A 22,513-nucleotide genomic window follows, 5' to 3' on the forward strand; every position below is an offset into this window, starting at 1 on the left:
CGTCAGTGCCAGCAGCCGCAGCCGGCCGGTCCGGCGGTGAACGGCGTGTCCGCGTCCGGCTCGGCGGCGACCGCCCCGGGTGGCGGGGACAGGGTGAAGTCGCGGGCCGGGTCGACGTCGTCGAACGAGCCGAACAGGTGGGTCGCCGGGAACCAGTCGCCGAACGGCGCGCTCGATCCGCCTATCCCGATGAACTGGCTGCCGGTGGCCACCGCGGCCCGCAGGTCCCACGGCCCGTCGCCGACGCACACCACGCGCTCGAAGTCGCCGCCCGCGCGGTGGACGGCCTCGCGCACCAGGTGTTCGCGGTACGTGTGCTCGCTCGCGGTGGAGACCGGCCCGCTCGCGCCCAGCGGCGCCAGCTTGGCCGCCGTGACCTCGCGCATGCCGCCGGTCGCGAAGGCCACCTCGTACGCCTCGTCCTCGGCCAACCGGTGCAGGAACGCGGCGGCGCCCGGGAGTTGTTCCACGCCGTCCGCCGCGGTCGCCGCGACGAAACGTTCGTGCAGCAGGTCGGCGAAGCGCTGCGTCTGCGCCGCGTCGGGGAAGCGGCCCTCGTTCGCGCGGAACACCTCACGGAAGATCCACGAATCGGTGTGGTGACGGTATCCGCTCCACCGCGCGTCGATCTCGGTGAGTCCGCTGTCGCCCAACGCCCCGAGGAACGCCGCCTGATGGGCGGCGACGCTGTGCAACAGCGTGCCGTCGATGTCGAACACGATCAGGGTGGTCATGGCCTGCTCCCTCGGTCGAACGCACTGAAGATCCAAAAGCGTAGGGGAAGGGACTGGACATGTCGCTGAAGGAGAGTGGATCCGCCGTCCGGACGATCACACTGGACGCGTCGGCCGTCACCGCGGCGCGGGCCCTCGCCGCAGCGGCGGACACCACGGCGGAGGGGATCCTCGGCACGGCGTGCGCCGCCCTCGTGGCCCGGATCTGCCGCCTAGACGGCCCGGACGGGCGCGCCGGCGTCACCGCGCCCTCCGCCGCCCCGCCCGCGGTCCTCCTGCCCGACGGCGGCGCGGAGTTCGTCCTCGGCGCGGAGGTCGCCCCGCACGCGGCCGAGGTGATCGCCGCCCGCGCGGGCCGGTTCGTCGCCGCCGCGCTGGCCGCGCCGACGCGCCCCCTCGACGCGGCCGAACTCGTCGACGACGCCGACTGGGCGCTCCTGTCGCGGTGGTCGCGGCCGCGCACCGCGCCCGCCGCCACCGAGGGCGGGGCCGCGGCCGGCGCCGCCGCGCACCTGATGTTCATCGACCGGGCCCGCCGCCGGCCGGACGCCGTCGCCGTCTCCTCGCGGGGGGCGACGCTGACCTACCGCGAACTCCTCGCACGCGCCGCCGGCATCGCGGACGCGCTGATCGCCCGGGGCGTGCGCCCGGGGGATCCCGTGGGCCTGCTCTTCGAGCGCGGCGCGGACTCCGTCGCCGCGACGGTCGCCGTCGCCCTGGCCGGCGCCACCGCCGTACCGCTCGACCCCGGCTACCCCGAGCCGAGGCTCCGGCTGATGCTCGCGGGCCCGGGCGTACGCCTCACCCTGGCGGCCGGCCCCGTCGACATGCCGGTCGGCGAGGTCCTCCCGCTCACCGGGATCGCCCCGAGGGCCGGGGCCCTCGGCGAGGTCCCGCCGCCCGCGACCGGGCCCGGGTCCGGACCTGCGCCTGGTCTTGGAACCGCAGCCGGGCCCGGTCCCGCACCCACACCCGCACCGGCACCGGCACCCGCGACCATCATGTACACCTCCGGGTCGACCGGCCGGCCCAAGGGCGTACGCCTCACCCACCGGGGCATCGCCCGGCTCGTCCACGACGAGCGCCTCGACTTCGGACCCGGCGACCGCGTCCTGCACCTGGCCCCCGCCACCTTCGACGCGGCGCTCCTGGAGGTGTGGTGCACGCTGGCGCGCGGCGCCCGACTGGAGATCGCCCCGCCCGGGCCGCTGACGCTGGCCGAGCTCGCCGAGGTGATCACCGACCGGGGCGTCACCGCGCTGTGGCTGACCGCCGGCCTGTTCCACCAGATGGCGGAACACCGGCCGGAGGCCTTCGCGGGCGTACGGCGGCTGTTCACGGGCGGCGACGTCGTCTCGCCGCACCACGTGAACGCCGTCCTGTCCCGACACCGGGGCCTCTCCCTGGTCAACGGCTACGGCCCCACCGAGAACACCACGTTCACCTGCTGCCACCTGCTGGACGCGCCCCTGCCCGAGGGCACGCCCACCGTGCCCGTCGGCACCCCCGTGCACGGCACCCGCGTGCACGTCGTGGACCGCGCCGGCCACCCCGTACCGCCCGGTGTGCCCGGCGAACTGTGGGCCGCGGGCGAGGGCCTCGCCGACGGCTACCTGAACCTGCCGGAGCAGAGCGCGAAACGTTTCCCCGTGCCCACCACCGGCCGGCTGGCCGGCACCCGCTGCTACCGCACCGGCGACCTGGTCCGCTTCCGACCCGACGGCTCCCTGGAGTTCCTCGGCCGGGAGGACGGCCAGGCCAAGATCAACGGCCACCGCGTCGAACCCGGCGAGATCGAACAGGCCGTGCTGGCCCAGCCCGGGGTGCGCGGCGCCTGCGTCCTGGTGGAGACCGACCCGCTGGGCGGCAAACGCCTGGCCGCCTACATCGCCGGCGACGACCGGGGCCTGGCCAAGAGCGTGCGCGCGGGACTGCGCGCCGCGCTCCCCGGCTACCTGGTGCCCGCACGCTACGTCGTCGTCGACAGACTTCCGTTGACCGCCAACGGCAAGACCGACCGGAACCGGCTGCGCGCCGGAGAGAGCGAGTCCCGATGAGCACGACCGCACGCGAGACCACCCGGGGGATCTGGACCGAGGTCCTGGGCACCCCCATCGACGACGAGGCCGACTTCTTCCTGCTCGGCGGCCACTCCCTGCTGGCCACCCAGATGGTGGCCCGCCTGGAGGCGGCGCTGGGCGTCAAGGTCACCATGCGCGAGGTTCTCGACCACCCCGAGTTCGGCGAGTTCGCCGACCTGGTCGCCGAACGCGCCGACACCGCAGCCCGAACCGTCTAGCCGAACCGTCTAGCCGAACCGTCTAGGAGCCACCGCACATGTCCGCACCCCTGCCCCTGCCCACCCTGAGCTACCAGGAGGGCAGGCTGCTGATGGACGAACGCGGCCGCGCCCTGGGCGTGCCGTCCGTCCGCACCATCTCCCAGGCCTACCGGGTCCGCGGCCGGCTCGACCTGCCGCTGCTCGACCGGGCCCTGGAACTGCTCTCGCAGCGGCACGAGGCACTGCGCACGCGCTTCGACGGGCCGCGCGCGCAGACCGTGCACGCCGACGTCGTCGTGCGCGGCGTGACCTTCGACGCGGCGGGCGACGAGGCGGCGGCCATCGAGCGGGTGCGGACCGAGGCGGAGGTGCCGCTGCCCGCGGAGCGGCCCGAGCGGCTGCGGGTCGCCGTGGTGCGCGTGGCCGACGACGACCACTTCGTCGTCCTCGTCTTCGACCACCTCGTGGTCGACGGTTGGGCCCGCGGCGTCCTGATGGAGGAACTCTCCACCCTCTACGCGGACCTCGCCGCCGGCCGGGCGCCCTCCCTGCCGGAGGTGGCGTACAGCTACCGGGACCACGTCCGCGACCAGCGCGACCTCCTGACAGGCCCGGACAGCGAGCGGATGCGGGAGTTCTGGCACGCGCGCCTCGCCGGCGTCGGCGCGATACCCCGCCTGGAGGTGCCCAAGCGTCCCGCCGGCGCCACCCCGGAGGGCGGCTACGAGACCCGGAACCTCTCGCCGGCCGTCGCCGCCGAGATCCGCGGGTTCGCCGCCCGGGAACGGGTCACCCTCTTCATGCTGGTCCTGTGCGGCCTGTTCGTGGTGCTGCGCGAGCACACCGGCAAGGACGACCAGGCCGTCGCCGTCAACGTCTACAACCGGGAGAGCGCCGGCCGCGAGAACCTCGTGGCCCCGCTGGCCGAACTCCTCGTCGTCCGTTCGGACCTGGCCGGCGCCGACACCTTCCGGGCCGCGCTGCGCCGCGTCCGCGGCGACAGCCTGGACGCGCAGGAGCACGGGGAGATCCCCTTCGCCGAACTGGTGAAGACCTTCAACCCGGACGAGTACGCCGACCCCGACGCCCCCATCGGCGTCGTCCTCAACATGCTCTACGCGCAACTCCACGGCGGTGGCATCGACTTCGCGCCCGCCACGACGACCGTCTTCCCGCTCTCCGACGAGGGCTTCCGCCCCCGCAGCGAACTGATGCTCGTCGGCGAGGCCGGCGTCGACACGCTGTCGCTGTCCGCGTACTACCAGGCCGACCGGCTGCCGGCGGAGTTCGTCGCCGGGCTGCTCGACCGGCTCGTCGTCCTGTTGGAGAAGGTCGTCGCCGACCCGCTGCTGCCGTTGGAGGTCCGCGGTGTCCGAGCGTCGTGACGAGACGCTGCTGAGGGCGGCGTTCATCGTCTCCACCGGCGGCGACTGGGTGTTCCGCTTCGCCCTGCCGGTCCTGGTGCTCCAGCTGACCGGCTCGGCCTTCCTCGCCGCGTTCACCTACGCGCTGGAGTTCGTGCCGTTCGTCCTCGTCGGCCTCTTCAGCGGAGTCGTCGCCGACCGCGTCGACCGACGCAACCTGATGATCCGCTGCGACGTGTGCTCGGCCGCCGTGGTCGGGGCGATCGGCCTGCTGTGCCTGCTGGATCGCCCGCCGGTGTCCGCCGTCTACGTGGCCGCCTTCGTACTGGCCTGCATGCGGCCGCTGTACTTCCCCGCGTTCCAGGGGTTCCTGATGGAACGGGTGCCGGCCGAGCGCCGACCGGTGATGAACGCCTGGGTGCAGGGGTCGGAGAGCCTGCTCAACATGCTCGGTCCGATCGCCGGCATCAGCGTCGTCGCCTTCCTGGGGCCGGCCGCGGCCAGTGGCGTCAACGCGCTGTCGTTCGGGCTGTCCGCCGTGCTCATCCTGCTGACCACGGCCTCTCCCGTGACCAGGGCGACCACGGCCCTGCGCGAGGCGGTGCGGGGGATGGGCCCGGACCTGCTGACCGGCTTCCGACTGCTGTTCGCCGATCCGGTGCTGCGCTCGGGCACCCTCCTGCTCACCCTCACGAACTTCGCGGTGCACGCCGTCGAGGCGAACCTCGTGTACGTGGTCACGGAGGCGACCGACCAGTCGAAGTTCGTGCTCGGCGTGGTCGTCGCGGCGCAGGGCGCCGGCGCGGTCGCGGGCGCTGCGGCCGTGCCGCGGCTGCTGAGGCGCTACCGGGAGGGGACGCTGCTGTCCGTCGGCATGGGCGCGCTGGCCTTGGCGCTGCTGACGCCGGCCGTCTCGGCCGACGTGTGGGTGCTGGCCCCGGCGTGGGCCCTGGCCGGGGCGGCGACCTCGTTGATCGTGGTGGGCTGGTTCACCTACCGGCAAACCGTCATCGACGCCGAGTACATGGGGCGGGTCGTCGCCGTGAACCGGGCCGTCTCCTTCACCGCGATCCTCCCGGCCTCGCTGCTGGGCGGTTGGATGGCGGCGGAGCTGGCCCCGGGCTGGCTGTTCGCCACCGCGGGGGCCGTGCAGGCGCTCGCCTGGATCGCGACGGCCGCGGGACTCGTGGGCAAGGCCGGCCGGCGCGACGGCGACGCCGGCCCGGGCGGGACCGGGTCGGCCGGGGAGCCCAAGGCGGCCGTCGGCTGACGGCGCCCGGCCGGGCGGCGCGCTCCCGCGCCCGACCCGCCGCCCGGATCCGACGGGTCTCACCGGTCCACGGGGAGGCCCGTCGGCTCCTTGATGCGCTTCATGATGATCTGCGAGTTGACCTCGGTGACGCCGGAGAGGGCCGTCAGCTGCTCGATCCACAGGCGTTCGTACGCGCGCAGGTCCGCGACGGCGATGCGCAGCAGGCAGCCGGGGCTGCCGAACAGGCGGTAGGCCTCGATGACGTCGGGGATGTCCTGGAGCGCGGCTTCGAAGGCCTCGACGGCGGCGCGGTCGCGGCGGACCTCGACGGACACCAGCACCTCGAAGCCGCGGCCCACCGCCTCGGGGTCGATGACGGCGCGGTAGCCCTGGATCACCCCGTCCTCCTCCAGCTGCCGGACCCGGCGCATGCAGGGGGAGGGGGTCAGCCCCACGCGCTGGGCGAGCTCCTGGTTGCTGAGCCGACCGTCCTTCTGTAGCTCGCGCAAGATTTCTCGATCGATCGCGTCCATGGCGCAATTATCACCCACCGAATGTAACGGGATGAGACGAAGAGGCAATCTCATTGCGCGTAGATCTCACTATCATTGCCGTGAATGGAATGTCTGTGCGAGATCTCGTGAGGGAAGGGTGGCCATGGGGCGCATCGTCGTCATCAGCACCGGCGGAACGATAGCCAGTCGCTGGATGGGATCGGGCTTCGCCGCGGAGGCCGACGGCCGTGAGGTGATGGCCACCGCCCCGCTGCCCGAGGGCGTCAGCATCGAGGTGGTGGACCTGTTCCGGGTGAACAGCCCCCGGCTCACCACCGCCCACCAGCTGACCCTGCTGCGCACCGTCCACGAGGTGCTCGCCGACCCCGACGTGGACGGCATCGTCGTCACGCACGGCACCGACACCCTGGAGGAGTCGGCCTTCCTCGTCGACCTCCACCACCACGACGCCCGCAGCGTCGTGTTCACCGGCTCGCAGCTGCCCATGGGCTCCGCCGACGGGGACGGGCCCGGCAACCTCTACGACGCCCTGCTGACCGCCGCCGGCACGCGCGGACTCGGCGTCCTGATCACGTTCGCCGGTCGGGTGCACGCCGCCCGCGGCACCGTCAAGACGCAGGCCGTGGCTCTGGACGCGTTCGCCGACCCCTCGAAGGAGCTCCTCGGGAAGATCGGCTTCGGCAAGGTCACCATGCTGCGCGAACCGCAGCGTCCGGCGCCGCTCGCGCTGCCCGCCATGCCGGAGCTGCCGCCCCGCGTCGACATGGTGATGCACCACGCCGACGCCGACCCGCTGCTGCTGAACGCCGCCGTCGAGGCGGGCGCCCGGGGCATCGTCCTGATCGGCACCGGGGCCGGCAACGCCACCCCCGAGATCGTGGACGCGGTCGCCGCCGCCGTCGCCCGGGGCGTGCTGGTCGCGCTGACCACCCGGGTCGCGGCCGGTCCCGTCACCGAGATCTACACGCACGGCGGCGCCGTCGACCTCGTCGCCGTCGGGGCCGTTCCGACCGGGACGCTGCGGGCCGGGCAGGCCCGGATCGCCGTGCTCTCCGCGCTGCTCGCCGGCTCCGACCCGGCCGAGCAGAACCGGATCCTGCGCCGCACCCTGGCCGCCGAGGACCAGGCCCTCACCTCCGCCTGAGCCGGACACCGAGCCGCCGCCGACCGCCCTGACCACCGGGCGCACACGGCCGAGCCGCCGCCGACCCCCGGAACAGCGGGGTCGGCGGCTCCCGGCCCGTTCGCCGGCCTTCGGGGCGGTCGGCCGTTCTCAGGCCCGGTTGCCGAAGGCGCCGAGGATGCGGTCCGCCGCCGAGGTGGCCGTCACCGTACCCGCCCTGACCTCGGCTTCGAGGGTCGGCGCGAGTTCCCGTACGGCCGGGTCCGCGCGGAGCCGCTCCAGCAGCGCGTCACGGACCATCGACCACGTCCACTCCACCTGCTGCGCCGCCCGCTTGGCCGCCAGCCGGCCACCGGCCTCCAGCAGCGTCCGGTGCTGTTCGAGGCGGTTCCACACCTCGTCCAGACCGATGGACTCCCGCGCGCTGCACGTCAGCACGGGCGGCGTCCACGCCGCGTCGGCCGGGTGCATCAGCCGCAGCGCGCCCGCCAGTTCGCGGGCGGCGGCCTTCGCGTCCCGTTCGTGGGGGCCGTCGGCCTTGTTCACGGCCAGGACGTCGGCCAGTTCCAGGACGCCCTTCTTGATGCCCTGGAGCTGATCGCCCGTCCGGGCCAGGGACAGCAGCAGGAAGGAGTCGACCATGCCGGCGACGGTGGTCTCCGACTGGCCGACGCCGACCGTCTCGACGAGGACCACGTCGTAGCCCGCCGCCTCCATCACGATCATCGACTCGCGGGTGGCCTTGGCGACCCCGCCCAGCGTGCCCGCCGAGGGGGAGGGCCGCACGAACGCCGCCGGGTCGACGGAGAGCCGCTCCATCCGGGTCTTGTCGCCGAGGATGGACCCGCCCGTCCGCGTCGAGGACGGGTCCACGGCGAGCACGGCCACGCGATGGCCCAACCCGGTGAGCATCGTGCCGAACGCGTCGATGAACGTGGACTTGCCGACCCCGGGCACCCCGCTGATGCCGATCCGCCGGGCGTGCCCGGCGTGCGGCAGCAGACGGGTCAACAGGCCCTGGGCCAGGGCGCGGTGGTCCGCCCGGGTGGACTCGACGAGGGTGATGGCGCGCGCGATGTGCGCGCGCTTCCCGTCGAGCACGCCCTTCACGTACACGTCGAGGTCGATCTTCGGGGGCATCCGCGCGGCCGCTTACAGCTCGTGGCCCAGTTCCGCGGCCAGCCGCGTCACCAGGTCGTGGGCCGCGTCCGGGATCACGGTGCCCGGCGGGAAGACCGCCGTCGCGCCCATCTCCAGCAGGGTCGGGACGTCCGCCGGCGGGATGACCCCGCCCACGACGATCATGATGTCCTCGCGCCCCTCCTCGGCGAGCTGCTGCCGCAGCGCCGGCACGAGGGTCAGGTGACCGGCCGCCAGCGACGACACGCCCACCACGTGGACGTCCGCCTCGACGGCCTGCCGGGCCACCTCCGCCGGGGTCTGGAACAGCGGGCCGACGTCCACGTCGAAGCCCAGGTCGGCGAAGGCCGTCGCGATGACCTTCTGGCCGCGGTCGTGACCGTCCTGGCCCATCTTGGCGACCAGGATGCGCGGACGCCGTCCCTCCGCCTCCTCGAACCGGTCGACGAGCGCACGGGTGCGCTCCACGGACGGGGACTCGCCTGCTTCCATGCGGTACACACCCGAGATCGTACGGATCTGGCTCGCGTGACGCCCGTACACCTTCTCCAGGGCGTCGGAGATCTCGCCCACCGTGGCCATGGCCCGGGCCGCGTCCACGGCCAGCGCCAACAGGTTGCCCTCGCCGCTGCCGGCCGCGTTCGTGAGCGCCCGCAGGGTGTCCTGCGTGACGGCCTCGTCGCGTTCCTCGCGCAGCCGGCGCAGCTTGGCGATCTGCTGGGCGCGGACCGAGGAGTTGTCCACCTTGAGGACGTCGATCTCCTCGTCGGTGGCCACCCGGTACTTGTTCACGCCGATCACGGGCTGTCGGCCGGAGTCGATGCGGGCCTGCGTCCGGGCCGCGGCCTCCTCGACGCGCAGCTTCGGGATGCCCGCGTCGATGGCCTGCGCCATGCCGCCGGCCGCCTCGACCTCCTCGATGTGCTGCCACGCCCGTCGCGCGAGGTCGTAGGTGAGCTTCTCGACGTAGGCGCTGCCGCCCCACGGGTCGATGGAGCGGCAGGTCCCCGACTCCTGCTGGAGCAGCAGCTGGGTGTTGCGGGCGATGCGGGCCGAGAAGTCGGTCGGCAGGGCGAGGGCCTCGTCGAGGGCGTTGGTGTGCAGCGACTGGGTGTGCCCCTGGGTCGCCGCCATCGCCTCGATGCAGGTGCGCGTCACGTTGTTGAAGACGTCCTGCGCCGTCAACGACCAGCCGGAGGTCTGCGAATGGGTGCGCAGCGAGAGCGACTTGGCGTTCTTCGGGTCGAACTGCTTGACCAGGCGCGCCCACAGCAGGCGGGCCGCGCGGAGCTTCGCGACCTCCATGAAGAAGTTCATGCCGATCGCCCAGAAGAACGAAAGGCGCGGCGCGAACGCGTCCACGTCCAGCCCGACCGCCTGACCCGCCCGCAGGTACTCCACGCCGTCGGCGAGGGTGTACGCCAGCTCCAGGTCGGCCGTGGCCCCGGCCTCCTGGATGTGGTAGCCGGAGATGGAGATCGAGTTGTAGCGGGGCATCTTCTGCGAGGTGAACGCGAAGATGTCCGAGATGATCCGCATCGAGGGCTTGGGCGGGTAGATGTAGGTGTTGCGGACCATGAACTCCTTGAGGATGTCGTTCTGGATGGTCCCGGCGAGCTTGTCGGGGGAGACGCCCTGCTCCTCCGCCGCCACGATGTAGAGGGCGAGGACCGGCAGCACCGCGCCGTTCATCGTCATCGACACCGACATCTTGTCCAGCGGGATCCCGTCGAACAGTTGGCGCATGTCGTAGATCGAGTCGATCGCCACGCCCGCCATGCCGACGTCACCCGTGACGCGCGGGTGGTCGCTGTCGTAGCCGCGGTGCGTGGGCAGGTCGAAGGCGACCGACAGGCCCTTCTGGCCCGAGGCCAGGTTGCGCCGGTAGAAGGCGTTCGACTCCTCGGCCGTGGAGAAGCCGGCGTACTGCCGGATCGTCCAGGGCTGGTTGACGTACATCGTCGGATAGGGCCCGCGCAGGTACGGGGCCACGCCCGGGTAGGTGCCGAGGAAGTCCAGGCCCTCCAGGTCCCGCCCGGTGTACAGCGGCTTCACGCCGATGCCCTCGGGGGTCTCCCACAACAGGTCGCCGGTGGCGTTCCCGGTGGACTCCTTCACCGCCGCGCGCCACTGGTCCTCGGTGATCCCGGTGGACGGGCCGTCGCCGAGCGCGAGTTCGGAGAAATCGGGGATGCTCATGACGAGACTCCCATCCGGTCGAGTACGGAGGACAGCACGGCGACCGCGTCACAGCCGGCGAAGACGTACTCGTCCACGGCCTGTCCGGCGCTGCCGGGCCTGCCCGCGAGGAACACGGTCGTCGCGCCCGCCGAGCGCAGCGCGTCGGCCACCGCCACCGCCTGCTCCTCGTACAGCGCGTCGCTGGAGCAGAGCACCGCCATCCCGTCGGCGCCGCTCGCGGCGTAGGCCGCGGCGGCCGTGTCCGGGTCCACCGAGACCGGGTCGTGGACGGGTTCGATGCCGCCCGCCTGGAACAGGTTCGAGGCGAAGGTGGCCCGCCCCGTGTGCGCGGCGGCCGGGCCGAGCGCGGCGAGGAAGATCCGCGGCCGGGCGCCGGTCGCGGCGAGGTGGGCGTCGCTGCGGGCGCGCAGCGCCTCGTACGCCTCGTCCCGGCGGACCCGCGGCAGGCCGCCCGCCGGCGCCGCCGGCAGGGGCTCGCGCACGACCGGCTTCTCCGACAGGGACGGGAACTCGCTGACGCCGGTGATCGGTTCGCGGCGCGTCGCCAGCTTCTTCGAGCGGGCCGCCCACGTCCCGGCGAGCCGCTCGGCGACCAGGCCCGAGCGCAACGCGGCCTCCTGGCCGCCTGCCTTCTCGACGGTGCGGAAGAACTCCCAGGCGGCGTGCGCCAGTTCGTCGGTCAGCGTCTCGACGTAGTACGAGCCGCCGGCCGGGTCGATGACCCGCGCCAGGTGCGACTCCTCCACCAGCACGGTGGAGGTGTTGCGGGCGATCCGTCGCGCGAAGGCGTCCGGCAGGCCCAACTCGCTGTCGAAGGGGAGCACGGTGACGGAGTCCGCGCCGCCCACTCCGGCGGCCATGCAGGCCACCGTGGTGCGCAGCATGTTCACCCACGGATCGCGACGGGTCATCATCACGGGCGAGGTCACGGCGTGCTGGCGCTGCGCCCCCGACTCGGGGCTGTCGCAGGCCTCGGCGACACGGGCCCACAACCGGCGGGCGGCGCGCAGCTTGGCGATCGTCAGGAACTGGTCGGCGGTGGCGGCGTAGCGGAACTCGATCTGGCCGAACGCGGCGTCGGCGCCGAGGCCGGCTTCGGTGAGGGCCCGCAGGTAGGCGACCCCGGTGGACAACGACAGGCCGAGTTCCTCGGCGGCGCTGCCGCCCGCCTCGTGGAAGGGCAGGGCGTCGACGGTCAGGGCGCGGACGCCGGGCCAGGCGGCGGCCGTCTCCCGGGCCAGGGCGGCGGCCGCCGGCAGGTCCAGGGCCTCACCGGTGCGGGCCTCGTGGCCCAGCGGGTCGATGCCGAGCGAGGCGCGGGCGTCCTGCGGGGCGACGCCGCGCTCCGCGTACAGGGAGAGCAACGCGCGGGTGGCCGCCGGGTACGCGGCGCCCGCGTCCAGGGCGATGGGGGCGAGGTCGAGGTAGACCCCGTCCAGGGCCCGGCCCAGGTCCTCGGCGGGCAGTCCGCCCGGCCCGACGGTCAGCCACAGGGAGGTGGTGCCGTTCTCCAGGTCCGCGAGGGCCGCCTCGTTCACCCGTACGGGGTCGCTGCCGGCGATCCGCTGGCGCACGTCCCAGCCGGAGGCAGTGGTGCCCTCCGGGGTGCCGCCGCGGACGAAGGGCGCGAACCCCGGGAAGCCGGTGCCGTCACCGTCCCCGTCGTCGGGGGGCGCCGTGTACAGCGGGCGGGTGATGAGCCCGTCCTCTAGCTTCGTGGAAAGGGCTGCTTCCGCCGCCTCGCCGGATACTTCCTTGCCCGACTTGCGCAGTACGCCTTCAACCAGGCGCTGCCACTGCTCATGTGTCGCGTCAGGAAACTCGGCGGCCAGGGAGAGCCCGTCGTCAGGCTGGACCGTCATGGCTCGAATGCTAGGGGGGCCGCTCAGGCGAGACCATAACCGCCGGATGTGATCTCGCACTCCCAGGTCAGATAGGGGTCGGAGTGGCGCGGAACCCTCCCCGGACGGGGCCCGCGGGGGTTGCGGCCGCGCTCGGGCCGGCGCTCAGCCGGCGGTGGGGCGGCCCGGGTCGCGGAACAGCGGGTCCAGCAGGACGGTCGCCGCAGCCTGCGGCAGGACGGCCGGCCCGGCGTGCGGGGAGATGATCCGTCCGGGCTCGTCGCACACGTGGGACCGCTCGACGGCGGCAGCGCGGATCTCGTCCAGGTAGCCCTCGTGCAGGACGCTGGACAGTTCGGTGACGACCATGACGGCCGGATTGAACACGTCGAGGAGCAGCGCCGCCGCCCGACCCACGGCCCGGGCGCGCTCGCGCAGCAGCCGGTCGGCGCGCGGGTCGCCGGTGGCGGCGGCGTCCACGAGGAGCGACACGGACGGATCGGGGACGATCCCGCGTCGGACGGCTTCGGCGCCCAGCGCGGTGTCGGACGCGGTCGCCTGGAGGCAGCCCGTACGGCCGCACCCGCAGGCCGCCCGCGACCCGGGCACCGGCAGGTGGGCCACGTCGCCCGCGGCGGAACCGGGGCCCCGGTGGACGGTGCCCTCGATCCCGAACGCCGCGTCGACCACGTTCCCGACGAAGAGGTGGACCAGGCTCCGACGGGCCGCGGGCGGGCCGTAGAGCATCTCGGCGCCGGCGACGGCCCGGGCGTGGTTGTCCACCCGCACCGGCAGGCCCAGCGCCCGGGACAGGTCGGCGGCCAGCGGCATCCCCCGCCACCCGAGCGCCGGATGCCGTACGACGGTCCCCGTGTCGGGGCGGACCCAGCCCCCGAGGGCGACTCCGACCCCGAGCAGGGGCCGGCCGGTGTCGAACCGGGCCAGGAATCCGGCGAGTTCGTGGGCGATGCGGGCCGGGAGCCGCGGATCGGTGGGGTCCTGGTAGGGGAACGCGCGCCGGGCGAGGACCTCCCCGCGCAGGTCGACGAGGCTGAAGGTGGAGGACGGCACCCCTATGTGCAGCCCCGCCGCCACCGGCCCGCCGACGGCCCCGGTGTGCAGGTCCAGCGGGATCCGCGGTCGCCCCGAGGCGATCGGGCCGGTCGGTTCGGGCAACTCGCGCAGCAGGCCGCCGCGCAGCAACCCGGTGGTCTGCCGGGACACGGCGGCGGGGCTCAGCCCGCACAGCTCGGAGATCCCGCTGCGCGCCACGGGCCCGTGCTCCAGCACCGTGCGCAGCACCGTGGCGGCGTTGGCGGCCCCGCGCCGGTCGCCGGTGCGGTCGCCGGTCCGGTCGCCGGTCCTGTCGGTCACGGGGCCTCCTCGGGGCGCGGCGGTCGGATTCCCCCCGATCATGCCGGACCGGGCACCGGGTACCGGGCGGTCCGTGGCGGCCGCATTGCGGGACCGTGAAATCAGGCCACCGTTTCCGGCCGTCGGGGGGTGCCGCAGAAGTCTTATGAGGTCGCTGAACGTACTGGTCAGAGCCGGTTTCGGGGGACCGGCGGCGGCCGGTTTCGCCGACCCCGGCCGGGGGTTGACCGGCGGCGGGGCCGCTGACAGGCTCCGGGACATGTCCGCGAACGAACGCCTCGCCCCGCGGCTCCGCACCTCCGGCCTCTGTACCGCGCCGGGTGGGTGTCCGGGCCGCTGTCCGGCCCACCGCCGCGCCTGAGCCTCCCGCCCGGGCCCATCGTGGGCCGGGTCCGGATCCGCCCCGCCCGGGTTCGACCCGGTGCGTACGGGTCGGACCCGCTGGGAGTCGCCTCCGTGGGGTCGCCTCCGACGGGGTCGACTCCGACCGGGTCCGACTCCGCCCCGATCCGGTCCGGCTCCGGTGCCGCCGGGTCCCGGCCGTCGGGTCCGGTCCGGTCGGGCCCCGGTCCTTCGGATGCCGTTCGGTCCGATTCCGGCCGTCCCGTCGGGTTGCGGCCGGGCCGGGTGACCCCGACCGGGCGTCATCCGGGCGGCCCGCCGGTTCCGGGAGGCCCGCCGACCCCGCCCACCGCGCACGGGTCCGTCCGCCCCGAGCGGCGGGAACTCCCGTCCGGGCCCCGGTGCGATCGACCCCGCGCAGCGCCGCGCGGGGCGCCGACCCGCCGGGGGAGCACCCACCGCCGTCGTCGGATCCTGCCGCGCCCCGCTCCGTCGGCCCACCGTCCCGTCGTCCTCCCCACCCCGAGACCGCCGCGTTCCGCGGCGCCCCGTGCTTCCCGTAACGCCATTTCTTCCGCTGCGGAAATAATCTCCGCACGTCTGTGACCAGGGAGTTCCCATGACCACTGCGCTCCGTACCACCGTGACGAAGATCGGCGGCCGGATCGGTGCCGAGATCGGCGGCGTCCGGCTCGGCGGCGACCTCGACGCCGGGACCGTGGCCGAAATCCGCTCAGCGCTCCTCGCCCACAAGGTCGTCTTCTTCCGCGGCCAGGACCACCTCGACGAGGCCGGCCACGAGGCGTTCGCCCAGCTGCTCGGCGCCCCCGTCGCGCACCCCACGGTCCCCTCCGCCGACGGCCGCTACGCGCTCGGCATCGACTCCCACCACGGCGCCCGCGCCAACCAGTGGCACACCGACGTCACCTTCGTCCCCGCTTACCCGGCCTTCTCCATCCTGCGCGCCGTCACCATCCCGCCCTACGGCGGCAACACCCTGTGGGCCAACACCGCCACCGCCTACTCCCACCTCCCCGAACCGCTGCGCGTCCTCGCGGACGGCCTGCGCGCCGTCCACTCCAACGCCTACGACTACGCCGCGCTCAGGCCGGACGCCCTGCCCGAGGCGCTGGCCCAGTACCGCGAGGTCTTCACCTCCACCGAGTTCCTCACCGAACACCCGGTGGTCCGCGTCCACCCCGAGACCGGCGAACGCACCCTGCTCCTCGGCAACTTCGTCCAGCGCATCCAGGGCCTGACCGGCCGTGACTCCCGCGTCCTGCAGGACCTCTTCCAGGCCCACATCGAAAGCCCCGAGAACACCGTCCGCTGGCAGTGGCAGGACGGCGACGTCGCGATCTGGGACAACCGCGCCACCCAGCACTACGGCGTCGACGACTCCGACGACCACGAGCGCACCCTGCGCCGCGTCACCGTCGACGGCGACGTCCCCGTCGGCCCCGACAGGGCGCCCTCCCGCCTGATCAGCCCGGAAGCCGTGCCGGACCCGGCCTTCGGCATCGCGTCCGGCGCCTCGAACGGAGCCGCCGACGCCCCGAACGGCGTCCCGGCCGGCGCCTCCGCCTGATCCACGGCCGTCGAAGCCGAAGCCCCGTACGCCGCCCCGCCAAGGAGCCCCCGTGCCCAGACTGCTCGCCCTCACCGGCAGCCCCTCCGTCCACTCCCGCACCGCGGTCGTCGCCGACCACGTGCTGCGCCGCCTCTCCCACGCCGGGTTCGAGACCGCGCACCTCGCGGTGCGTGACCTCCCGGCCGCCGACCTGCTGGCCGCCCGTCGCGGCGAACCGGACGTACGCCGCGCCCTCGAAGCCGTCGCCGCGGCCGACGGCCTGGTCATCGCCACCCCGGTCTACAAGGCCTCGTACACCGGCCTGCTCAAGGCCTTCCTCGACCTGCTCCCGCAGGACGGTCTGGCCGGCAAGACCGTGCTGCCCCTCGCCACCGGCGGCAGCCTCGCCCACGTCCTGACCATCGACTACGCGCTGCGCCCGGTCCTCGCCGCCCTCGGCGCCCGGCACGTCACCGCGGGCCGGTTCGTCCTGGACTCCTCCGTCGAGCGCGGCAACGGCCCCGACCGGCTGCTGCCCGAGGCGGAACTCGACCTCTTCCAGGCCGTCGACGAGTTCGCCGACGCCCTGCGCGGCGTCGGGGCCGCGGTCCTGACCGCCGCCCCGTAACCCCGTTTCCCGTACCCCCGTACGTACCGACAAGGACCAGCCATGCCCGCAGCCTTCACCTCGAAGACCACCTCCCGGCGCCAGTTCCTCACCCTGCTCGGCATCTCGGCGGCCGCGGTGAGCTGCGGCACGGCCACCGCCAACGGCGGGTCCGGATCCGGCAAGCAGATCACCGCCCTGAAGTACCAGGGCGCGGTCGGGGCGGTCACCCTGCCCGAACTCGCCGCGGACCTCGGGTTCCTGAACGGCCTCACCCTGGACTGGGTGGGCAACACCATCAGCGGCCCGCAGGACATCCAGTCCGCCGCGACCGGCCAGACCCACTTCGGCGGGGCCTTCAACGGGGCGGTCGTCAAGCTCGCCGCGGGGAAGGCCCCCGTCAAGGCCGTCATCTCGTACTACGGCTCCGACAAGGAGACCAACCTGGGCTACTACGTCCTGGAGGACAGCCCGATCCGCTCCGCCCGCGACCTCATCGGCAAGAAGGTCGGCATGAACACCCTGGGCGCCCACGCCCAGGCCCTCCTGGACATCTACCTGGGCCGCGGCGGCCTCTCCCGGGCCGACTCCGACAAGGTCGAGGCGCTGGTCGTCCCGCCCGTCAACACCGAACAGGCCCTGCGGCAGAAGCAGATCGAGGTCGGCGTGCTCAGCGGCGTCCTGCGCGACAAGGCCCTCGCGGCCGGTGGCATCCGCCCGCTGTTCAGCGACTTCGACCTGCTGGGCGCCTTCAGCGGCGGCACGTACGTGATGACCCAGCGCTTCATCAAGGAGAACCCGGACACCGTACGCACCTTCGTGACGGGGGTCGGCAAGGCCATCGAGTGGTCCCGCACCACCCCCCGCGAGCAGGTCATCGCCCGGATGACCGAGATCGTCAAGAAGCGGGGCCGCAACGAGGACACCTCGACGCTCCAGTACTGGCGCTCCTACGGCGTCGCCGCGCCCGCCGGCCGGATCGAGGAGAAGGAGTTCCAGCTCTGGATCGACTGGCTCGGCGACCGGGGCGAGGTCAAGAAGGGTCAGCTGAAAGCGGCGGACCTGTTCACCAACGAGTTCAACGGCAACGGAAAGGGCTGAGGACCCCACCATGGCGAAGATCGCCTTCGAGTCGGTCACCAAGACCTTCCCGACGAAGGACAAGAAGGCCAAGGAGGAGTTCACCGCCCTCGACGGCATCGACCTGGAGATCGAGGCGGGCGAGTTCGTGGTCGTCGTGGGCCCCAGCGGCTGCGGCAAGTCCACCCTCCTCGACCTCCTCGGCGGCCTGACCCGGCCGACCTCCGGACGCATCCTGCTGGACGGCAAGCCCGTCACCGGGCCGGGCCTGGACCGGGGCATCGTCTTCCAGCAGTACGCGCTGCTGCCGTGGCGCACGGCACTGGGCAACGTCGAGTTCGGCCTGGAGGCCACCGGCGTCCCGCGCCGCCAACGGGCGGCGAAGGCACGGGAGTTCCTGGACCTGGTCGGCCTCACCGGCTTCGAGGACCGGCACCCGCACGAACTGTCGGGCGGCATGCGCCAGCGCGTCGCCATCGCCCGCTCGCTGGCCTACGACCCGGACGTCCTCCTGATGGACGAACCGTTCGCCGCGCTCGACGCGCAGACGCGCGAGTCCCTCCAGGACGAACTGCGCCGGATCTGGCAGAGCACCGGCAAGACGGTCGTCTTCATCACCCACGGCATCGAGGAGGCCGTGTACCTCGGGCAGAGGGTCGCCGTCATCACCTCGCGCCCCGGACGGATCAAGGAGGTCGTCCCGGTCTCCTTCAAGGACCGCGCCGCCGCCGCCACCGGTGAGGACCTGCGCTCCAGCCCCGAGTTCGCCCGCTACCGCCACGAGATCTGGACCCTGCTCCACGACGAGGTGGCCCGCGCCCAGCAACTGGAGAAGGAAGAGGCCACGGTATGACCACCGGAACCGAAGCCGCGGCCCCCGCCGCCGCGCAGAGCGCCGCGCCGAACGCGTCGGCCGTCGCGCCGCCGCCCGTACTGGCCGCGCAGGCGCGGGTACCGGCCGCGCAGGCGCCCGTACCTGTGGCCGCGCCGCCCGTACCAACCGCTCAGGCGCCCGTACCGGCCGTGACCGGTGCGGACGCGACCTCCGACGAGGTCGCGGTCCCCGACGCGGCTCCCGTCAAGGCCGCGGCGCCCGTCCGAAAGGCGTCCGTACCGGCCACCGCGCTCCGGTGGCTGCGGGCCGCGCTGCTGCGGTCGGCGGCCGTCATCGGCCTCCTGGCCGTGTGGGAAACGGCGCCGCGGCTCGGGCTGGTCGACGCGACCTTCCTGCCGCCGGTCTCCGAAGTGGCCGTGGCCTGGTGGGAGTTGCTCGGCGACGGGCAGCTCGGGGAGCACGCCCGGGCCAGCCTCACCCGATCGTTCGGCGGGTTCGCCATCGCCGTGGTCGTCGCGGTCCCGCTCGGGCTGCTGATCGGCTGGTACCGGCCCGTCGCGGCGTTCCTCGGTCCGCTGTTGGAGCTGTTCCGCAACACGGCGGCGCTCGCGCTGCTGCCGGTCTTCGTCCTGCTGCTCGGCATCGGTGAGACCTCGAAGGTGTCGATCGTCGTCTACGCCTGCGTGTGGCCGATCCTGCTGAACACCATCAGCGCCGTCGGCAACGCCGATCCCACGCTGGTGCGGCTGGCCCGCTCGATGGACCTGTCCACCCCGAGGCTGTTCCAGAAGGTGATCCTGCCGTCCTCGGTCCCGGCCATCTTCACCGGCATCCGGCTGGCGGGCGCCGTCTCGATCCTGGTCCTGGTCGCCGCCGAGATGATCGGGGCAAAGGCGGGCCTCGGCTACCTGATCAACGCCTCGCAGTACAACTTCGCCATCCCGCAGATGTACGCGGGGATCATCACGATCTCCGCCATCGGCGTGGCCTTCAACCAGGTCCTGGTCACGATCGAACGCCGCCTCAGCGTCTGGCGCGTCCCGGCCTGACCCCCCGCTCCAGGTCCGGGGCCGGCCCCCCGCACCCCGGGGTCCGGCCCCGGCCCTGGCCCCTCCACCCGAAGCCCGCACCGCACCCGGAGCCCGCACCGCATCGGGACCCCGCACCGCACCCGGAGCCCGCACCGCATCGGGACCCCGCACCGCACCCGGAGCCCGCGCCCATCCGGGTCGCGACCCCGCCGCGTCAGGCCGGGGTCCGGGTCCCGGCCTCCCGTCCCGCCCGGCGCCCCGCCCCGCGCCCACCACCGAACACAGGGAACAGACATGTCCGCACCCCGCACCCTCCACCTCAACGCCTTCCTGATGAACGCCGGCCACCACGACGCCGCCTGGCGCCACCCGGACAGCGCCCCGGAGCGCGTCACCGACCTGCGCTACTTCCAGGACCTGGCCCGCACCGCCGAGCGCGGACGGCTCGACTCCATCTTCTTCGCCGACGGCCTCGCCCTGTGGGGCAAGGCCCGCTACAACGCCCTCGGCGGCTTCGAGCCGCTGACCCTGCTCTCGGCGATCGCCGCCGTCACCGAGCACATCGGGCTGATCGCGACCGTCTCGACGACCTTCAACGAGCCCTTCCACACCGCCCGCAAGTTCGCTTCCCTCGACCACATCAGCAACGGGCGCGCCGGCTGGAACATCGTCACCTCCGGCACCGTCGACGAGGCCCGCAACTTCAACCGGGACGAGCACCTGGAGCACGGCCTGCGCTACCAGCGGGCCCGCGAGTTCCTCGACGTCGCCACCAAGCTCTGGGACAGCTGGGAGGACGACGCGATCGTCCTCGACAAGGAGCGCGGCATCTACGCCGACACCGACAAGCTCCACCCGGCCGCCCACCGGGGCGAGCACTTCGGCGTCGCCGGCCCGCTCAACGTGCCCCGCTCGCCGCAGGGTTACCCGCTGCTCGTCCAGGCCGGCTCCTCCGAGGCCGGCAAGGAGTTCGCCGCCCAGTACGCCGAGGCCGTCTTCACCGCCCAGCAGACCCTCGCCGACGGCCAGACCTTCTACAAGGACCTCAAGTCCCGCCTCGCCCGCCACGGCCGCGCCGAGGGCGACCTCCTCGTCCTGCCCGGCATCGCCCCCGTCATCGGCTCCACCGAGGCCGAGGCGAAGGCGCTGGAGCAGCAGCTCACCGACCTCCAGGTGCCCGAGTACGGGCTCGCCCAGCTCTCCGGGATGCTCGGCATCGACCTGACCGGCGCCGATCTCGACGGCCCGCTGCCCGAGCTGCCCGAGGAGCGGGACATCAACGGCAACAAGAGCCGTTTCACGCTGGTCGCCGAACTCGCCCGCCGTGACGGGCTCAGCCTGCGCGAGCTGATCGCCCGCCTCGGCGCCGGCCGCGGCCACCGCGTGTTCGCCGGTACCCCCGAGCAGATCGCCGACCAGCTGGAGGAATGGTTCACCCAGGGGGCCGCCGACGGGTTCAACATCATGGCGCCCGTGCTGCCCACCGGACTCACCGACTTCGTCGACCACGTGGTGCCGATCCTCCAGCGGCGCGGACTGTTCCGCACCGAGTACACCGGCGCCACCCTGCGCGAGAACTACGGCCTGCCCCGCCCCGCCAACCGGTACGCGAAGGGGACGGCATGAGCGATCTCCTCGCCGACGTCCTCGTCGTCGGCGGTGGACCGGCCGCGACCTGGGCCGCGCTGAAGGCGGCCGAGGACGGAGCCCGCGTCGTCCTCGCCGACAAGGGCTGGTGCGGGACCAGCGGAGCCACGGCCGCGGGCGGCACCGGCGTCTGGTACGTGCCGCCCGAACCCGTCGCCCGGGAGGCCGCCATGGCCTCCCGGGAGGGTCTCGGCGGCCACCTCGCCGACCGGCGCTGGATGGCCCGGGTCCTCGACGAGACGTACGAACGGATCAACGAACTGGCCGTCGAGGGCCGCTACCCCTTCCCCACCGGCCCCGACGGACAGCCGCTGCGGGGCGGCCTCCAAGGCCCCGAGTACATGCGGCGGATGCGGATCCGGGTCCGCCGCGCCGGGGTCCGCGTCCTCGACCACAGCCCCGTCACCGAACTGCTCACCGACCGGGACGGAGCCGTCGCTGGAGCCGCCGGGCACCGGCGCCAGGCCGGCGGTTGGGCATCGACCCCTTCACCGACAGGTTCGCCGTGACCCTGCTGGCCGAGGGCACCGTCCGGGGCACCGGCGGGATCCGGATCACCGGCGACGACTGCGCCACCGGGATCCCCGGCCTGTACGCCGCCGGCGACGCGGCCACCCGCGAGGAGATCTGCGGCGGCTTCACCGGGGGCGGCAGCCACAACGCCGCCTGGGCGATCTCCTCCGGCAGTTGGGCCGGGCGGGGCGCCGCCCGGCACGCGCGCTCCCTCGGCTCGGGCAGCGCCGCCGCCCGGCGGATCGGCGGGGCCGGAGGAGCGGGGCTCCGCCCGACGGGGAGCGCCGCCGCGCCCCTCGACCACCGAGAGGCCGTGGAACTCGTACAGCGGGAGGTGCTGCCCTACGACAAGAACTACCTCCGCCACGGGGAGGGGCTCACCGCGGCGCTGCGGTCCCTCGACGCCGGCTGGGCGCAGTCGCGCGCCCGCTTGCACGGCGAGGGGCCGCGCTGGTCAAGGCCCGGCAGGCGGCGGCGATGACGGCGCACGCGCGGTGGATGTACGCCTCCGCGTTGGCCCGCACCGAGTCCCGCGGCATGGCCCGGCGCCTGGACCATCCGGGGCAGGACCCGACGCAGCACCACCGGATCCTGGCGGGCGGGCTCGACCGGGTGTGGGCCCGCCCGGCGGTCGGGCACGGGGCGGGGGTGGCGGTGTGATCGAGCTGGTCTCCGCCGAGCGTTGCATCGCCTGTGACAAGTGCGTCGAGGTCTGCCCCACCGACGTCTTCGAGCGGGGCCCGGACGGGATCCCGTTCCTGGCCCGGCACGAGGACTGCCAGACCTGTTTCCTGTGCGAGGCCAACTGCCCGGTCGACGCCCTGTTCGTGTCCCCGCTCACCCGACCGCAGCCCGAGGACCCGGCCGTACGGGACGAGGGTGCCCTGGCGGGCAGCGGCCTCGGCGGTTACCGGCGGGAGATCGGCTGGGGGCACGGTCGTACCCCCGGGACGCTGAGGGCGGTCGGCCCCTCGTTGGGCGGTCCCGGGAGGCCGATCATCTCCTGACGGCGGCGCGCGGTCCGCCGGAGCGGCCTGCTCCGGCGGACCGTCGGCGCGTCGT

General features: G+C 73.8%; 21 protein-coding genes. 15 read left to right on the plus strand and 6 right to left on the minus strand.

The annotated features are described in order from the left end of the window. Positions 1-2 precede the first annotated feature (2 nt). Positions 3-734 (minus strand): HAD family hydrolase, encoded by a 732-nt coding sequence (locus ACZ4XJ_RS23490; protein WP_468497223.1) that lies wholly within the window; start codon positions 732-734, stop codon positions 3-5. Positions 735-793: 59 nt separating this feature from the next. Here ACZ4XJ_RS23490 and ACZ4XJ_RS23495 point away from each other — a divergent pair, with 59 nt between their 5' ends. From ACZ4XJ_RS23495 to ACZ4XJ_RS23510, 4 genes are read left to right on the plus strand one after another with little or no spacing between them, the layout of a single operon-like run. Then, complete coding sequence (locus ACZ4XJ_RS23495) at positions 794-2,791, plus strand: amino acid adenylation domain-containing protein (protein WP_468497224.1); 1,998 nt, start codon at positions 794-796, stop codon at positions 2,789-2,791. Further along, positions 2,788-3,033, plus strand: coding sequence for a phosphopantetheine-binding protein (locus ACZ4XJ_RS23500; RefSeq protein ID WP_362878033.1), 246 nt, complete (start codon positions 2,788-2,790; stop codon positions 3,031-3,033). Before ACZ4XJ_RS23495 ends, ACZ4XJ_RS23500 begins: the two co-directional genes overlap by 4 nt. A gap of 38 nt (positions 3,034-3,071) precedes the next feature. Then, positions 3,072-4,400: a condensation domain-containing protein gene (locus ACZ4XJ_RS23505; RefSeq protein WP_468497225.1), complete on the plus strand. Its 1,329-nt coding sequence runs from the start codon at positions 3,072-3,074 to the stop codon at positions 4,398-4,400. Next, the gene (locus ACZ4XJ_RS23510) at positions 4,384-5,649 is read left to right on the plus strand and encodes an MFS transporter (RefSeq protein WP_468497226.1); all 1,266 of its coding nucleotides are present in this window, start codon (positions 4,384-4,386) and stop codon (positions 5,647-5,649) included. The genes ACZ4XJ_RS23505 and ACZ4XJ_RS23510 overlap by 17 nt, the downstream gene beginning before the upstream one ends. Positions 5,650-5,708: 59 nt before the next feature. Here ACZ4XJ_RS23510 and ACZ4XJ_RS23515 read toward each other — a convergent pair whose 3' ends face one another. Next, a complete protein-coding gene (locus ACZ4XJ_RS23515) occupies positions 5,709-6,164 on the minus strand; it encodes an Lrp/AsnC family transcriptional regulator (protein ID WP_281206988.1) in 456 nt (151 codons plus the stop codon). Between the two features lie 124 nt (positions 6,165-6,288). Here ACZ4XJ_RS23515 and ACZ4XJ_RS23520 point away from each other — a divergent pair, with 124 nt between their 5' ends. Further along, positions 6,289-7,290 (plus strand): asparaginase, encoded by a 1,002-nt coding sequence (locus tag ACZ4XJ_RS23520; protein WP_362878036.1) that lies wholly within the window; start codon positions 6,289-6,291, stop codon positions 7,288-7,290. Positions 7,291-7,419: 129 nt separating this feature from the next. Here ACZ4XJ_RS23520 and meaB read toward each other — a convergent pair whose 3' ends face one another. The 4 genes from meaB to ACZ4XJ_RS23540 all read right to left on the minus strand — a co-directional run bounded on the left by meaB (position 7,420) and on the right by ACZ4XJ_RS23540 (position 13,826). Further along, positions 7,420-8,409: a methylmalonyl Co-A mutase-associated GTPase MeaB gene (meaB, locus tag ACZ4XJ_RS23525; RefSeq protein ID WP_468497227.1), complete on the minus strand. Its 990-nt coding sequence runs from the start codon at positions 8,407-8,409 to the stop codon at positions 7,420-7,422. 12 nt (positions 8,410-8,421) lie between these two features. Then, the gene (gene scpA / locus ACZ4XJ_RS23530; protein ID WP_362878038.1) at positions 8,422-10,608 is read right to left on the minus strand and encodes a methylmalonyl-CoA mutase; all 2,187 of its coding nucleotides are present in this window, start codon (positions 10,606-10,608) and stop codon (positions 8,422-8,424) included. Further along, the gene (locus ACZ4XJ_RS23535) at positions 10,605-12,473 is read right to left on the minus strand and encodes a methylmalonyl-CoA mutase family protein (RefSeq protein ID WP_468497228.1); all 1,869 of its coding nucleotides are present in this window, start codon (positions 12,471-12,473) and stop codon (positions 10,605-10,607) included. Before ACZ4XJ_RS23535 ends, scpA begins: the two co-directional genes overlap by 4 nt. 144 nt (positions 12,474-12,617) lie before the next feature. Then, positions 12,618-13,826 carry an ROK family protein gene (locus tag ACZ4XJ_RS23540; RefSeq protein WP_468497229.1) on the minus strand — a complete coding sequence of 403 codons (1,209 nt, stop codon included), beginning with the start codon at positions 13,824-13,826 and terminating at the stop codon, positions 12,618-12,620. Positions 13,827-14,787: 961 nt separating this feature from the next. On the opposite strand from ACZ4XJ_RS23540, the gene ACZ4XJ_RS23545 reads away from it, so the two are divergent. The 10 genes from ACZ4XJ_RS23545 to ACZ4XJ_RS23590 all read left to right on the plus strand — a co-directional run bounded on the left by ACZ4XJ_RS23545 (position 14,788) and on the right by ACZ4XJ_RS23590 (position 22,458). Beyond that, complete coding sequence (locus tag ACZ4XJ_RS23545) at positions 14,788-15,756, plus strand: TauD/TfdA dioxygenase family protein (RefSeq protein WP_362878041.1); 969 nt, start codon at positions 14,788-14,790, stop codon at positions 15,754-15,756. Positions 15,757-15,808: 52 nt separating this feature from the next. Continuing rightward, positions 15,809-16,366 (plus strand): NADPH-dependent FMN reductase, encoded by a 558-nt coding sequence (ssuE, locus tag ACZ4XJ_RS23550; RefSeq protein ID WP_362878042.1) that lies wholly within the window; start codon positions 15,809-15,811, stop codon positions 16,364-16,366. Positions 16,367-16,408: 42 nt separating this feature from the next. Next, positions 16,409-17,446 (plus strand): ABC transporter substrate-binding protein, encoded by a 1,038-nt coding sequence (locus tag ACZ4XJ_RS23555; protein ID WP_468497230.1) that lies wholly within the window; start codon positions 16,409-16,411, stop codon positions 17,444-17,446. Positions 17,447-17,456: 10 nt separating this feature from the next. Beyond that, positions 17,457-18,278: an ABC transporter ATP-binding protein gene (locus ACZ4XJ_RS23560; RefSeq protein ID WP_468497231.1), complete on the plus strand. Its 822-nt coding sequence runs from the start codon at positions 17,457-17,459 to the stop codon at positions 18,276-18,278. Next, positions 18,275-19,309, plus strand: a complete 1,035-nt coding sequence (locus ACZ4XJ_RS23565; protein WP_468497232.1) for an ABC transporter permease — start codon at positions 18,275-18,277, stop codon at positions 19,307-19,309. The genes ACZ4XJ_RS23560 and ACZ4XJ_RS23565 overlap by 4 nt, the downstream gene beginning before the upstream one ends. 276 nt (positions 19,310-19,585) lie before the next feature. Then, positions 19,586-20,917 carry an LLM class flavin-dependent oxidoreductase gene (locus tag ACZ4XJ_RS23570; RefSeq protein ID WP_468497233.1) on the plus strand — a complete coding sequence of 444 codons (1,332 nt, stop codon included), beginning with the start codon at positions 19,586-19,588 and terminating at the stop codon, positions 20,915-20,917. Further along, positions 20,914-21,447 carry an FAD-dependent oxidoreductase gene (locus ACZ4XJ_RS23575; RefSeq protein ID WP_362878047.1) on the plus strand — a complete coding sequence of 178 codons (534 nt, stop codon included), beginning with the start codon at positions 20,914-20,916 and terminating at the stop codon, positions 21,445-21,447. Before ACZ4XJ_RS23570 ends, ACZ4XJ_RS23575 begins: the two co-directional genes overlap by 4 nt. After that, entirely contained in the window at positions 21,444-21,932 is a 489-nt protein-coding gene (locus tag ACZ4XJ_RS23580) for a hypothetical protein (RefSeq protein WP_362878048.1), read from the plus strand. The genes ACZ4XJ_RS23575 and ACZ4XJ_RS23580 overlap by 4 nt, the downstream gene beginning before the upstream one ends. Beyond that, positions 21,929-22,111, plus strand: a complete 183-nt coding sequence (locus ACZ4XJ_RS23585; RefSeq protein WP_362878049.1) for a hypothetical protein — start codon at positions 21,929-21,931, stop codon at positions 22,109-22,111. The genes ACZ4XJ_RS23580 and ACZ4XJ_RS23585 overlap by 4 nt, the downstream gene beginning before the upstream one ends. Next, a complete protein-coding gene (locus tag ACZ4XJ_RS23590; RefSeq protein WP_362878050.1) occupies positions 22,108-22,458 on the plus strand; it encodes a ferredoxin family protein in 351 nt (116 codons plus the stop codon). Before ACZ4XJ_RS23585 ends, ACZ4XJ_RS23590 begins: the two co-directional genes overlap by 4 nt. Positions 22,459-22,513: the final 55 nt, after the last annotated feature.

The sequence above is a fragment of the Streptomyces sp. NPDC029836 genome (genome assembly GCF_055574495.1).

Coding starts and splice junctions, on each gene's coding strand:
- ACZ4XJ_RS23490 (WP_468497223.1), bottom strand. CDS start 734: ATGACCACCCTGATCGTGTTCGACATCGACGGCACGCTGTTGCACAGC.
- ACZ4XJ_RS23495 (WP_468497224.1), top strand. CDS start 794: ATGTCGCTGAAGGAGAGTGGATCCGCCGTCCGGACGATCACACTGGAC.
- ACZ4XJ_RS23500 (WP_362878033.1), top strand. CDS start 2,788: ATGAGCACGACCGCACGCGAGACCACCCGGGGGATCTGGACCGAGGTC.
- ACZ4XJ_RS23505 (WP_468497225.1), top strand. CDS start 3,072: ATGTCCGCACCCCTGCCCCTGCCCACCCTGAGCTACCAGGAGGGCAGG.
- ACZ4XJ_RS23515 (WP_281206988.1), bottom strand. CDS start 6,164: ATGGACGCGATCGATCGAGAAATCTTGCGCGAGCTACAGAAGGACGGT.
- ACZ4XJ_RS23520 (WP_362878036.1), top strand. CDS start 6,289: ATGGGGCGCATCGTCGTCATCAGCACCGGCGGAACGATAGCCAGTCGC.
- meaB (WP_468497227.1), bottom strand. CDS start 8,409: ATGCCCCCGAAGATCGACCTCGACGTGTACGTGAAGGGCGTGCTCGAC.
- scpA (WP_362878038.1), bottom strand. CDS start 10,608: ATGAGCATCCCCGATTTCTCCGAACTCGCGCTCGGCGACGGCCCGTCC.
- ACZ4XJ_RS23535 (WP_468497228.1), bottom strand. CDS start 12,473: ATGACGGTCCAGCCTGACGACGGGCTCTCCCTGGCCGCCGAGTTTCCT.
- ACZ4XJ_RS23545 (WP_362878041.1), top strand. CDS start 14,788: ATGACCACTGCGCTCCGTACCACCGTGACGAAGATCGGCGGCCGGATC.
- ACZ4XJ_RS23555 (WP_468497230.1), top strand. CDS start 16,409: ATGCCCGCAGCCTTCACCTCGAAGACCACCTCCCGGCGCCAGTTCCTC.
- ACZ4XJ_RS23560 (WP_468497231.1), top strand. CDS start 17,457: ATGGCGAAGATCGCCTTCGAGTCGGTCACCAAGACCTTCCCGACGAAG.
- ACZ4XJ_RS23565 (WP_468497232.1), top strand. CDS start 18,275: ATGACCACCGGAACCGAAGCCGCGGCCCCCGCCGCCGCGCAGAGCGCC.
- ACZ4XJ_RS23570 (WP_468497233.1), top strand. CDS start 19,586: ATGTCCGCACCCCGCACCCTCCACCTCAACGCCTTCCTGATGAACGCC.
- ACZ4XJ_RS23575 (WP_362878047.1), top strand. CDS start 20,914: ATGAGCGATCTCCTCGCCGACGTCCTCGTCGTCGGCGGTGGACCGGCC.
- ACZ4XJ_RS23585 (WP_362878049.1), top strand. CDS start 21,929: ATGACGGCGCACGCGCGGTGGATGTACGCCTCCGCGTTGGCCCGCACC.